Origin of the sequence: Polaribacter sp. Hel1_33_78 (genome assembly GCF_900106075.1) — a bacterium.
Lineage (GTDB): Bacteria > Bacteroidota > Bacteroidia > Flavobacteriales > Flavobacteriaceae > Polaribacter.
The window spans coordinates 1,035,723-1,048,379 of the sequence record NZ_LT629794.1; the positions used below are offsets into that span (position 1 = coordinate 1,035,723).

Consider the following 12,657-nt stretch of genomic DNA (forward strand, 5'->3'; position numbering starts at 1 on the left):
CTTATTAATATATTCAAATGACAAAACTATTGCAACGCTTCTTTATAGGTTTTTAGACAACGTTCTCTTGCAAATTTATGTTCGACTATTGGGGTAGGGTAGGTGAGTTCTTGGAAATCAGGAGCCCATTTTTTAATATATTCTAAATTTTTATCAAACTTTTGTATTTGTGTTGTAGGGTTAAATATTCTAAAATAAGGAGCTGCGTCAACACCGCAACCTGCAACCCATTGCCAGTTTCCAATATTACTAGATTGTTCATAGTCATGTAATTTTTCGGCGAAATAAGCTTCACCCCATCTCCAATCGATGAGTAAATGTTTGCAAAGGAAACTACCTACTAACATTCTAACTCTATTGTGCATAAAGCCAGTTTTATTAAGTTCCCTCATGCCTGCATCAACCAAAGGATAACCAGTTTCTCCTTTACACCAAGCATCAAAATTCTTTTCATTATTTATCCATAAAATCCTATCATATTTAGGCTTAAAACTATCTTTATTAGTCTGCGGAAAATGCCATAAGATTTGCATGAAAAATTCACGCCAAATTAATTCTTTTAAAAAAGTGATGTTGTTGCTTTTCGATCCCTTATCAACCATTTTACGCACACTTACAGTTCCAAAGCGCAAATGAGTTCCTAATCTTGATGTACTGTTTTTTGCAGGGTAGTTTCTTGTTTCTTCGTACGCATCAATAAGTTTGGTTGAAACTTTAAATGATTCAACTTTTATAGCAGATTCTGTAAAACCAACTTCTTCTAACGTTAAAAACGGATGATTTTTATTTTGGATAAAATTTTCTAAATTTTCTTCCGACGGGAAAAACTGAATCCCTTTAAAATGAAAAGCTTCTAGCCATTTTTTCGAATAGGGAGTATATACTTTATAAGGTGTTCCGTCTTTTTTTACAATTTCATTCCTTTCAAAAATTACTTGATCTTTATACGTTTTAAATTGTATGTTTTCAGATGCTAGAAAATCTTTTATTTCTAAATCTCTTTTATTGGCATAAGGTTCATAATCATGATTGGTGAAAACGGTGTCAATGTTATATTTTTCTAATAAAGAATTATAAACTTCTATGGGTTTTCCGTGATATATAGCTAACGAACTGCCTATTGCTGTAAGTTGATTGTTGATGTGTTCTAATTGTTGATGAATAAACGAAACACGAGCATCATCTTTTGGAAGTTTATTGAGAATTTCTTCATCAAAAATAAAAAGAGGTAAGACTTTTTTATCCGATTTTAAAGCATGTAGTAACCCACAATTATCATCTAAACGTAAGTCTCTTCTAAACCAAAAAATATGTATTGATAATTTCATAAATGTAAAAAAGGTGTAAAATTTTAAATGTAAGAATTAATGAAAAATAATAGTTTTTAACTCTTAATACATTTTAATCCGTTTCAGTCTTTATTTGTATTCACCAAAAAGTTCAATCAATTTTGTTTGTCTGTAAGCAAAAATTTCTTCTAATTTTGGTTTTACCAATATGGGATGTAACATTTGTCCTAAAATTCCTAAAGGCACTTTGTAGTCAATTATATCTTCCATTTCTACACCGCCATCGATTTCATTAATAAAATGCTTATGATGCCATAGTGCATATGGTCCATACATTTGTTCATCTACAAAATACTTCTTATTTTCTACGTGTGTAATTTCAGAAACCCATTTTGTTTTAATCCCCAAAAGAGGTGTTACTATATATTGAATAATTTGTCCTGTATATAAAGGTTTGTTTATCTTAGAAATAATGTTAAAACTCATATAATCTGGGGTGATTATTTTTAAGTTTTTTGGATTTGATAAAAAATTCCAAGCTTCGTCTAAAGAAATTGGTAGTTTTTGTTTTTTATGAAGTGTGTAGATTTTCATCTTAATTATGAATTAGAATATAAAGGTTTAATGAAGTTGCAATGCACAGCCAAATCATATAGGGTAGCAATAAAAATTTATAGTAGCTGGTATTCTTACTCAATTTAAAGAAATAATAAAATATCAGTGATGTTAACAACACAATTGTTATCAAACCAAATAATACGAGTCGCTGATTAAAGAAAGTGTAGTTCCAACTAACGTTTAAAATAAACTGCACGAGAAATACGAATATCAATTTTGAGCGGTAATCTTTTGTAAAAAGTTTTCCTAGATAAAGGGAAAAACAGATCATTATAGAGGTCCATGCAACTCCAAAAACCCAACCTGGAGGTGTCCAGCTAGCTTGATTTAAGTTCGTGTACCAATCTGTCATTGGGCCGTTATTCATTAACCAGCTGCCAATGGCTAACCCTCCAAAATTAAGTATTAAAAAGAGAAAGGTTAATTTAACTTGTTTCATTTTTTTGATTGAATTTGTTCTATCTTTTTTAGAACATTGTCTGCTTCTAAATACTTTTTGTCGCTATCCGTTCTATTAATGGATTGTAATTTATACGCTTCTTCCATTATCTTTTTGTAAGATTCTTGTAATTTTTCTAATTCACTTTTCTTTTTAAATAAACCAAACATAAAATTTATGAATTTAAGTGTTTTGTAATTTTTGAATTTAAAGGCTTTGTGATTGAAAAATAATAATCAATCAGTTGTCCATCTGGAGAAACTAAATATTTTTGAAAGTTCCATTTTACAGAAGAACTTTTTTTAGAATTCAATTTTTTTGATGTTAGCCATTGATATAAAGGATGTTGGTTGGTGCCCTTTACCTCAATTTTTTCAGTAATTAAAAAAGAAACTCCGTAATTGACTTCACAGAATTCTTTTATTTCTGATGACGATCCTGGTTCTTGACTTCCAAACTGATTGCAAGGAACTCCTATAACAACTAAATTGTCTTTATAGGTATTTTGTAATTCCTCTAAACCTTTGTATTGAGGGGTAAAACCACATTTAGAGGCTACATTTACAAAAAGGATAAATTTTCCTTCAAAATCTGATAAAAGTATAGGTTTATTCTGGAGACTTTTCATCTCTATATCATAAAAATTCATTTTGATGAGGTTTAATTAAATTTTAAAACTAACAATTCCGCAGTCTAATTCAAAAATCTGACCTGAAATCGAACTTGCTTTTTCAGAGATTAAAAAAGCAGCTAAGTCAGCAACTTCTTTTGGATCTAAATATTTTTTTAAAGGGTGACGTTCTGTAATGTTTTCTATCATTCGTTCATTACGCAATAGTTTAGAGGCTAATTCTGTATCCGTCACAGTTGGTGCAATTGCATTTACACGAATTAAAGGAGCCAATTCTGCGCCTAAAGACTTTGTTAAACCTTCTACTGCTGATTTCGCAGCAGCTACACTTGCATGAAAAGGCATTCCTAGTTTTGCAGCAACCGTGCTAAATAGTAAAATAGAAGGCTTACTTCCATTCTTCAATAAGGGTAAATAATATTGTATAGCCTTTACTGCACCAATGACATTAATTTCAAAATCGTTTCTAAAATCTTCTAATTTTAGGCGTGAAATTGGTTTTAAATTTATACTTCCAGGGCAATAGATTAGAGAATCTATAGCCTCAATTTCCGGCAGATCATCCGAAAGGATATCACAAGAAAAGTGAGTAAGGTTAGTATGGGAAAGCAAAGGAGCTGATCTACTTATATTTATTACTAAATTTTCATCAACTAAAGATTTGATAATTGCATTTCCAATTCCTTTGCTTCCTCCGATAACTAAAATTTTTTTCATACTTTTTAACGTCTTCCTTTCAAGCGCTTTTCAATTTTTTGTTTAACAGCTGTTAAGCGCTTCATTTGATCCATTATCTCTGGATCTTTCTCTAATTTGTATACTTCATTAAGCTCTAGTATTAAAGCTTTTACCTCTCTTGAGGCCAATATTCTATCGCTTGTAGTTTTAAATGAAAATTTTCTATTCTCAAATTCTAAAGCTCTTTCTAATACATCCATTACTTGTTTCTCTGTTTTATTCTATATTTTTTCGAATATAAATATAAAAGTTAGAAAAGCAAGAAAAATCTGAACTTATTATGCAGTTAACGGTTTACCTTTTAAACGTTTTTCAATTCTTTGCTTAATTGTGGTTAAACGTTTCATAATATCCATAATCTTTGAATCTTTATTTTCTTTATATATTTCATTTAGACTTAAGATTAAAGATTTAGCTTCTCTAGCGGCCATGATGCGATCACTAGTTGTTGGAAATCTCATTTTCCTTGTTTCAAATTCTAATGCTTTGTGTATTAAATCCATAAATTAATAATTTAAAGTGTTTTGCAATTCTACTATTTTTGATTGATTTTCAAATTTACCTCCAAAATAGGAAGTTGTCGTAGAAGATGAATCGTCCTCTACGCCTCTTGAAGAGACGCATAGATGCTTGGCATCTATAATTACCGCCACGTCATCTGTTTTTAAAATAGTTTTTAATTCTGTTGCAATTTGATTTGTTAATCTTTCTTGTACTTGGGGCCTTTTCGCATAATATTGTACGATTCTATTTATTTTTGATAAACCAATAACTTTTCCTGAAGAAATGTAAGCAACATGAGCTTTACCTATTATAGGTACAAAATGATGTTCACAATTAGAATAGAAAGTAATATTCTTTTCAACTAACATTTGATTGTATTGATATTTATTATCAAACAATGCAACTTTTGGTTTGTTAGCTGGATTTAAACCAGAAAATATTTCATCAATATACATCTTGGCAACCCTTTTAGGAGTTCCTTTTAAAGAATCATCGGTTAAATCCAAACCCATCACATCCATTATTTCTTCAAATAATAGAGCTATTCTTTCTTTTTTCTCATGATCAGAGAGCTTAAAAGCATCAGCTTTCATTGGAGTATGTAAACCTGTAAATAAATGAGCATCTCCCACTTCTTCAAATGAGTATCCATTTAATTTTTCTGATATTTCTGTCTGTTTTAATCCTACTTGTGTAATCATTTTTTGTCTTTTTTATTTGCTGTGTTTAAGCACTCAAACCTTAAACCAAAGCACGTTGTTATCTTTTCGCTATTGAGTTATTTGATATTGATCTTTGTCTTGTACATTTAAATCTTCCCTCTGCAAATGTTCTTAATTTTTCATGTTTTGTGTTTCTGCCTTGAACTCTTTTTCTCCACATTTTGAAACTTTTAAGTTTCATTTCTTTGCGCATTAAATTAATAACTTCTTGCTCTTTCAATCCAAATTGGAATTCGATTGCTTCAAAAGTAGTTCTATCTTCCCAAGCCATTTCAATAATCCGATCAGTTGTTGTGCTATCCATATTTGTTATTAAAAAGTTGAATTAGTAGAACTATAGAATTCATAGTTTGAAGTATTTTCTATCTTCATTTCTATTATTTTATCAATAAACTTTTTGTTTTCTTTCAATAATTTGTTATTTTTAAAACGAACAAAATTTCCACAAGCATGTATGCTTAGACCAGCAGTTTTGTAAGTATGCAATTGGTAAAAAGGAATTGCCCAGCTAAAGTTTTTCAATCCTTTAGTTATATGAATTATAATTCCTTTTTCACGTATCTCTATGTTACCATAGTTTATGTCAGAAACAGCATTCATATACTTTGTAAAACCTGGACTGACCTCCTCTATGATCATTCTTTTTGAGCCTACGCCTCCCATTTTTATGGCTTGTAAGAAAGAATAAGATTTGCCAAGTAAATCATTAAAAATCTCTTTTGCTTCTTGATTTCGATATGTTGTATTGTAAATCATAACTACATCAAATATATTAATGTTTAACCATATTTAGATATGCTTAAACAAAAATTAACATAATATTATAATTTACTAAAGGGAGGTTGTTAATTGTTTTTAAGCAAACTATTTCTGTTAGAAAGGGTGTGTTTTTTTAGAATTCGTAAACTTTCTTTTTTCACATTAGCATTTTTTTTCATGTTCCAAAGTGTATCACTTGCCTTTTTTCTCGCAATCTTAATATCTACAATTGGTTTTGGGTAATCGATGCCAAGTTCTAAATTGTTAAATTGTTCGTCTAAGGGGGTCATTAAGTATGGCTCATGTAAAAAAGGAATTGATAAATGTGCCAGTTCAGGGACCCATTTTTTTATGAAACTGCCATCTTCGTCATGTTCTAAACTATTTTTTACAGGATTGTATATTCGAAGAATGTTTATACCAGTTTCACCCGCATTCATTTGTAATTGAGGAAAGTGAATTCCGGGTTCAAAATCTAAAAATAATTTAGATAAATGTTGAGAGGAGGCTTGCCAAGGTTGCCATAAAATATGCGTAAAAAAAGAAACTAACATGGCCCGCATTCTGAAATTTAAATAACCGGTTTCTTGCAAACAACGCATGCATGCATCAATTAAAGGAAATCCAGTTTTTCCTTCTTCCCAAGCCTTTTGATATTTTACAGAAATACTTTTCTTTAATTTTTGATATCCTTTATTGATACTAGCATTCTCCATGGTATGTTCCATTTCGAATTTCTGTATAAAATGTGCCTGCCAGCGCAATCTTGAGATAAAAGCTCCTAGATGTCTTTTATTAGCTTCTGTTTTGTGTTTTAGAGCCTCTTGAAATATTTGTCGAATAGAAACATTTCCCCAAGCAATATATGGCGATAATCTACTGCAACTTTCTCTTGCCAAACTCGGTTTTGAAATATTATACATATATTTTTCATGGCGTTTCTGAAAAAAAGTATCGGCATATCTCCAAGCTGTTTTTGTGCCCCCTTTTTGAAAATATTTATGTTTTGGCGTTTCTAAATTTACAATATGAAAATATTTTTCTAGTTTAGTAATTTCTTCAATAGAGATAAAATTCTTTGAATTAAATTGGTTAGTAATTAGAGAGTCATACATGTAATCATCCCACTTGTCAAACCAATCTTCTCTATTTAATAAACCTCTTAAAATTCCATTATTATTGTTTTCCACCCAATTTATGGAGTTGTTTCTACAGTATCTGGTAAACTCTTTATCTCTATTATAGGTTGTTAATAAACCAGTTTCTTGATGAGAAAAAACAGTATTTATAAAATAGCTATCAAATAATTGATTGAAGGCACTCACAACTTCTGTTTGAACGCAAAGAATTTTGGTATTGTACTTTTTTAGGTCAGCATTTAAATTTACCAAAGACTCTTTTATAAAGTTCCAGTGACGTGTGTCGTAATGTGGGTCTTCGATTAAAGAATTTTCAAAAACATACAAGAAAAGTACACGTTTGTTTGCTTTTAAAGCATTTTGAATTGCTTCATTATCTTGCAAACGTAAATCACGTTTAAACCAAACAATATGTATTTCTTCTTTATTAATATTCATCTAAATTTTCTATAATATGATTTGCTTTCTCTTTTATCCTCGCTCGGTCTTCGGAAGACATTTTGTTTAATAGACTATACATCATTTTCATTCTAAAATTAGAGGATAGTTTCTCTTGTTTTTCGTCCAGAAAATTCCAATAAAGTGTGTTAAAAGGACACGCATCGTCTTCGAATTTCTTTGCTTTTTTATATACACAACTTTCACAATAATTACTCATTTTACTAATGTAACTTCCACTTGAAACATAGGGCTTCGTTGCAATTTTTCCACCATCTGCAAACTGACTCATTCCGCGTGTATTTGGCAGTTGAACCCATTCAATGGCATCTACATAAATACCTAAATACCAAGCATCGATTTCATCTGGATGTATTTGAGTTAATAAGGCAAAATTTCCGGTAATCATTAATCGTTGAATATGATGTGCATACCCATTTTCTAAAGAATTATTGATTGCATTTTTAAGACAGTTCATTTTTGTTTTTCCCGTCCAAAAGAATTTGGGTAATTTATTTTTATTATCTAGAAAGTTTTCTTTCTTGTATTCAGGCATTAACATCCAATACATCCCTCTCATATATTCTCTCCAACCTAGAATTTGTCTTATAAAACCCTCAACTTGTGAAATGTCAATAGCATCTTGTTGCTTTCTGTATGTTTCAAGAACGGTATCAATTATTTCTTTAGGAGAAATTATTTTCGTGTTCATGGCGAAAGAAATTCGACTATGAAAAAGGTAGATTTTATCTGTATGCATGGCATCTTGATAATCACCAAAGTGTACCAATAAATGTTCACAAAAATAATTTAATTGCTGAATTGCTTGTTTTCTAGAAATAGGATATTCAAAATATTTAGAATTGATCTTTCCAATCGTTTCTATTTTTGCTTTTTTTATATCAGAAAGAATATCTTCAACGTTTGTGTCAAAGTTAATTTCTTGCGGAATTAGAGTATCTCCTTTCCACTTTTTTCTATTGCTGGCATCGTAATTCCATTTACCTCCTTCAGGTTGTTTGTCAATCATTAGGATTTGATGTTTTTTACGCATATTGCGATAAAAATTCTCCATTAAAAACTGTTTTTTACCTTTAAAAAAAGTTTCTAAATCCTCTCTTTCTGTATAAAAATGTTCACTTGAAAAGACCCTAGAATCAATAGGTAAATTTTTACAAAAAATTTTTATTTGCTGATCAAGCCGATATTCATCCGGAGATAAATATTCAAATTTTTCAATGTTATTTTCTTCAATTAAAATAGTAAGATTTTCAACTAAACTTTGTGTGTTTTTTTTATCATTTATATTAAAATAGATAACAGCATGATTTGCTATTTTTAGTTCTTTGGCAAAGTTTCTCATGGCTGCGAAAAAGCCAGTAACTTTTTGAATATGATGGGTTACGTAGTCTGTTTCTTGTCGCATTTCAAATATGCAATAGATAACATTACTATCAGTCTCTCGGAACCAAGAGTGCTGGCTGTTTAGCTGATCTCCTAAAATTAAGCGTAATTTTTTCATTCTAAAATAAAGTTTTTTCTAACCATAATTTTCTAAATTTATGATTGCTATCATAACGTTCTGCTTGCAGTTGTGTATTAAATTTACGGTCTCTAGGATCATTTCCAACTCCTGCAACATACATCCAATTTCCATAATTGCTGTGAACGTCATAGTCTAATAAAACAGATTCAAAATATGCTGCTCCAATTCTCCAATCTAATAAAAGTTCTTTTGCAAAATAGGAAGCTACATTCTGTCTTCCTCTATTACTCATCCAGCCAGTTTCTTTAAGTTCAATCATATTGGCATTCACAAAATCATCTTTAGTTTCACCATTAATCCATTTTTGGATGTTTTTTTTATCAGCCTTCCATTCATAATCTCTATCTAAAATACCACCAATTTTAAAGATTTTAGCATCATATTTTAAGGAAATATATTTGAAATAGTCTCTCCAAATTAATTCAAAAATAACCCAATAGGTAGATTGATTTTTACCAAATTCCTCTTCATAATTTTTTACATTCCAATAGATTGTTTTGGCAGAAATACTACCATTAGCCAACCAAGGTGAAAACTTTGTAGAGTAATCATTACCCACCATTCCATTTCTAGTTTTCTTGTAATAACTAACTTTTTTGCTTTCAAAAAAATAATAATTCATCCTTTCTAATGCAGCAGTTTCTCCACCTTTAAATGGGAATGCAGTTTTGTTGGTAATATCAAAATCATCGAAGCCTAATTTTTGTAAAGTTGGAATTTCTGTGTGATTCTGAACTAAATTGTCTTCTGATAACTTTAATACACTAACTTCTTCTGAAATGGTAACATATTTTTCTAATTTTTTTCTAAAGGCCGTAAAAATATTAGGTATGTTATGAAAATCATTAGAAACTGTTTCAGGGTGATATAAAAACTGATTATAATTTTCTGTAAAATCAATATTTTCATTTAAAGATTTTTTGATAAAATAGTTTGTTTCGACCTCTTCTCTCGTCCATTCTTTTTGCGTATAAATTTTATCTACGGATAAATCATCACATAATTCGGGAATTTTATTTTCTGGAGCGTCAAAATAGGTAAGAAGTGTAATATTTAAATTTGCGAGATTTTGTTTTAAATTAGTAATGGTTTCAATTAAAAACTGCGCTCTAAATTTTTCAGTTTTCTTGAATCCAAAATTGTCTTTTTCAAAATATTTAGGATCAAAAAAATACACAGCAATTGTATGTTGATTTTCATCAATTGCTTTTTTAAGAGAAATATTATCATTAACTCTTAAATTATTACGAAACCAAACTAAGGCTTTTTTTATCTGTTGCTGCTGCATTTTTTACTACAATATTTTACGTTTTCCCAGTTCTTTTCCCATTTTTTGCGCCATGTAAACGGCCTATCACAAATAGGACATATTTTGGTTGGTAGGTTTTGTTTTTTCAAAAGTTTATCATTTTACAATTTTATTTATCATTCCGTTAAAAATAAACCAGTGAAAAGGTACAACCGCATACCAATACAATCTACCAGCTAATCCAACAGGTCTAAACGTTGCAGTTTGATTTAAAACACCATTTTCAATTTTAAATTCTAACCAAGCTTCACCAGGTAAAATCATTTCTGCGTAGAGTAGGAGTTTACCTTTTTCTTTATCTGAATAAATAACTCTCCAAAAATCTAATGCATCGCCTGCATTTAATTCTGTAGGATGTCTTCTTCCTCTTCGCAAACCGGCACCTCCAAAAAATTGATCTATAAACCCTCTAATTTTCCATAAAATAGTTCCATAATACCAGCCTGTTTCTCCACCAATTGCCCAAATTTTATCTAAGGTTTTTGTTTTGTCTTTTATGTTTCTCTTTTTAAAATCTTTAAAACATCCATACTTTGGAACATTTATAAATTCATTCACATAATTTTTTAATTTTCCACTACTTACATAGGAATCTTTCCAACTAGAAATGATACTATTTTGTTCAATCTTTTTAAAGGCTAATTGCACTGCTTCTTTATAAGTAATAGGGTTAACACCTAAAATTTGATTGATGTTGCTCTTATTACCAATAACTTCTACACCCATAGAATTTACTAAAGAACTTGCCAATTTATAAGATGTTGAGGTAACAAAATATAACCAATAAGAAGACAGTTTTGGGGTCATTACAGGTACTGTTAAAATCCATCTTTTAAGTTTTCTTACCTCTGCAAATTGTAAGAGCATTGTTTTGTAAGTCAATACTTTTGGGCCAAAAATATCATAAGAGGTATTGTACAATTCTTGCTTATTTAAAGAGTTGTGTAAAAATGATAAAACATCTCTTACAGATAAAGGTTGTGTTTTTGTATTTAGCCATTTGGGCGCAATCATAGCAGGTAGTTTTTCTACCAAATCTCTAATAATTTCAAAAGAAGAACTCCCTGAACCAACAATAATACCTGCTTTAAAAGTGGTTAAAGCGTAATTAGTTGAACTTAATGTATGTTCAACATTTTTGCGAGATAATAGATGTTTGGATAGTTTTGTATCGTTTGTAATACCGCTTAAATAAATAACTTGTTTTAGATTGGTAGTTTCTGCAAAACGTTTAAAGTTGAAAGCACATTTTTCTTCTAAAATATGAAATTCTTTGGCGGAATTAGACATAGAATGTATCAAGTAATAAGCAATATCTATATCTTTTGGAATACCTTCTAAAGAAGTTGCATTTAAAAAGTCTGCTTCAATTAATTCAATATTTTTTTGTTCTTTAAAGTAATTTTCAGCTCTTTTTTTATCTCTTACAGGACATATAATTTTATGACCATCATTTAATAACAAAGGTATTAAACGCTTGCCAATGTAACCAGTAGCTCCTGTAACTAGAATTTTCATTTATTTTATAGGTTTAGGTCTTTGATATGAAAGTTGCTTCTTAAATTTAGGAATAGCATACGTATCTAAACCATTGATTGTGGCCACATTTCCTTTTGATAAATTGATGAGACCATCTTCTTGTAATAGCTCATTTTTAACATATAGTTCCTGAATTTGAGCAACAATTAACATGACATCGTTAGACGGTACATAAACTTCTTCAACAAATTTCATGGCCATTTGTACTGGTGCATTTTTTACAAAAGGTGCTTTAAAATCTCCTTTAAATTCTGGTTCTAAAATGGTCATATCAAATTCAGATATATCATCAGGATATTTAGCCGAGGTATGGTGAGCATCTTCAATGACATCTTCCCAAATATGATTAATTGTAAAATAACCAGTTTCTTTTAAGTTTCTATGTGTGTTTCTTGGAACAGTAGTGGGTCTTAAAATAAAACCTAGTGTTGGCGGATTTGATCCTAAATGAGTCACAGAACTAAAAACAGCAACATTTGTTTTTCCTTCAGAAGATATAGAACCTAGCAGATTTGCTGATTTAAAACCTGAACAACTATTTATTAAGTTTATTCTATAAATTTTGTTTAGGCTATTAATGTCTTGTTTATTAAAAAATTGCATTTAGAAGTATTATCTGTTCTTAACAAAGATACAATTTGTTTAATATAGTGTTTGTTTTGTTAAACAAAAATTAAGTTAAAGTTTGATTCTAGAGATTTTTTTTATAAGAATTTATAGTCTCTAATTTTTTATCCAAAAGAATTATAGATGTCAGATTTAAATATTTTTTTAGTAGTAGTATTTCCTTATATGGTAAATCAAATAAAGCGAGAAGAGTTGAACAATTTGTTCAACTCTCACTGTTTAATAGATGATTTCCGGTTAAAAACTTTTTACAGGATAAGAGGATATAATCGATGATTATACTTTGTATGGATTTAATATCATTTAATTACCTAAGTCAGTCAAACAAGAGTTTTTTCGGTAGTTTCCAATTCTATTTG

General features: G+C 29.7%; 17 protein-coding genes. All 17 read right to left on the reverse strand.

Annotated elements, in window-relative coordinates:
* Nucleotides 1-26 precede the first annotated feature (26 nt).
* Nucleotides 27-1,328, reverse strand: coding sequence for a deoxyribodipyrimidine photo-lyase (locus tag BLT88_RS04425; RefSeq protein ID WP_091953253.1), 1,302 nt, complete (start codon nucleotides 1,326-1,328; stop codon nucleotides 27-29).
* Nucleotides 1,329-1,418: 90 nt separating this feature from the next.
* On the reverse strand, nucleotides 1,419-1,883 hold the full coding sequence (locus BLT88_RS04430; protein WP_091953255.1) for an SRPBCC family protein: 465 nt from the start codon (nucleotides 1,881-1,883) through the stop codon (nucleotides 1,419-1,421).
* Between the two features lies 1 nt (nucleotide 1,884).
* Nucleotides 1,885-2,346: a TspO/MBR family protein gene (locus BLT88_RS04435; RefSeq protein WP_091953256.1), complete on the reverse strand. Its 462-nt coding sequence runs from the start codon at nucleotides 2,344-2,346 to the stop codon at nucleotides 1,885-1,887.
* Entirely contained in the window at nucleotides 2,343-2,516 is a 174-nt protein-coding gene (locus BLT88_RS14125; protein WP_036785043.1) for a Lacal_2735 family protein, read from the reverse strand. The genes BLT88_RS04435 and BLT88_RS14125 overlap by 4 nt, the downstream gene beginning before the upstream one ends.
* A gap of 5 nt (nucleotides 2,517-2,521) precedes the next feature.
* Nucleotides 2,522-2,995: a glutathione peroxidase gene (locus tag BLT88_RS04440; protein ID WP_091953258.1), complete on the reverse strand. Its 474-nt coding sequence runs from the start codon at nucleotides 2,993-2,995 to the stop codon at nucleotides 2,522-2,524.
* Nucleotides 2,996-3,010: 15 nt separating this feature from the next.
* Entirely contained in the window at nucleotides 3,011-3,694 is a 684-nt protein-coding gene (locus BLT88_RS04445; protein ID WP_091953259.1) for an SDR family NAD(P)-dependent oxidoreductase, read from the reverse strand.
* 5 nt (nucleotides 3,695-3,699) lie between these two features.
* Nucleotides 3,700-3,915, reverse strand: coding sequence for a hypothetical protein (locus BLT88_RS04450; RefSeq protein ID WP_036785050.1), 216 nt, complete (start codon nucleotides 3,913-3,915; stop codon nucleotides 3,700-3,702).
* Between the two features lie 78 nt (nucleotides 3,916-3,993).
* Nucleotides 3,994-4,218 (reverse strand): hypothetical protein, encoded by a 225-nt coding sequence (locus tag BLT88_RS04455; RefSeq protein WP_036785052.1) that lies wholly within the window; start codon nucleotides 4,216-4,218, stop codon nucleotides 3,994-3,996.
* A gap of 3 nt (nucleotides 4,219-4,221) precedes the next feature.
* Nucleotides 4,222-4,920 carry a GTP cyclohydrolase I FolE gene (gene folE / locus BLT88_RS04460; protein ID WP_091953261.1) on the reverse strand — a complete coding sequence of 233 codons (699 nt, stop codon included), beginning with the start codon at nucleotides 4,918-4,920 and terminating at the stop codon, nucleotides 4,222-4,224.
* Nucleotides 4,921-4,978: 58 nt separating this feature from the next.
* Complete coding sequence (locus tag BLT88_RS04465) at nucleotides 4,979-5,245, reverse strand: TIGR03643 family protein (RefSeq protein WP_091953263.1); 267 nt, start codon at nucleotides 5,243-5,245, stop codon at nucleotides 4,979-4,981.
* Between the two features lie 8 nt (nucleotides 5,246-5,253).
* Nucleotides 5,254-5,697 carry a hypothetical protein gene (locus tag BLT88_RS04470; RefSeq protein ID WP_091953264.1) on the reverse strand — a complete coding sequence of 148 codons (444 nt, stop codon included), beginning with the start codon at nucleotides 5,695-5,697 and terminating at the stop codon, nucleotides 5,254-5,256.
* Between the two features lie 89 nt (nucleotides 5,698-5,786).
* A complete protein-coding gene (locus tag BLT88_RS04475) occupies nucleotides 5,787-7,277 on the reverse strand; it encodes a cryptochrome/deoxyribodipyrimidine photo-lyase family protein (RefSeq protein WP_091953266.1) in 1,491 nt (496 codons plus the stop codon).
* The gene (locus BLT88_RS04480; RefSeq protein ID WP_091953267.1) at nucleotides 7,267-8,799 is read right to left on the reverse strand and encodes a cryptochrome/photolyase family protein; all 1,533 of its coding nucleotides are present in this window, start codon (nucleotides 8,797-8,799) and stop codon (nucleotides 7,267-7,269) included. Before BLT88_RS04480 ends, BLT88_RS04475 begins: the two co-directional genes overlap by 11 nt.
* A 1-nt stretch (nucleotide 8,800) precedes the next feature.
* Nucleotides 8,801-10,111, reverse strand: a complete 1,311-nt coding sequence (locus tag BLT88_RS04485) for a DASH family cryptochrome (RefSeq protein WP_091953269.1) — start codon at nucleotides 10,109-10,111, stop codon at nucleotides 8,801-8,803.
* Complete coding sequence (locus tag BLT88_RS04490; RefSeq protein WP_091953271.1) at nucleotides 10,093-10,221, reverse strand: DUF2256 domain-containing protein; 129 nt, start codon at nucleotides 10,219-10,221, stop codon at nucleotides 10,093-10,095. Before BLT88_RS04490 ends, BLT88_RS04485 begins: the two co-directional genes overlap by 19 nt.
* A gap of 7 nt (nucleotides 10,222-10,228) precedes the next feature.
* Nucleotides 10,229-11,650, reverse strand: coding sequence for an SDR family oxidoreductase (locus BLT88_RS04495; protein WP_091953272.1), 1,422 nt, complete (start codon nucleotides 11,648-11,650; stop codon nucleotides 10,229-10,231).
* On the reverse strand, nucleotides 11,651-12,274 hold the full coding sequence (locus BLT88_RS04500; RefSeq protein ID WP_091953274.1) for a flavin reductase family protein: 624 nt from the start codon (nucleotides 12,272-12,274) through the stop codon (nucleotides 11,651-11,653).
* Nucleotides 12,275-12,657: the final 383 nt, after the last annotated feature.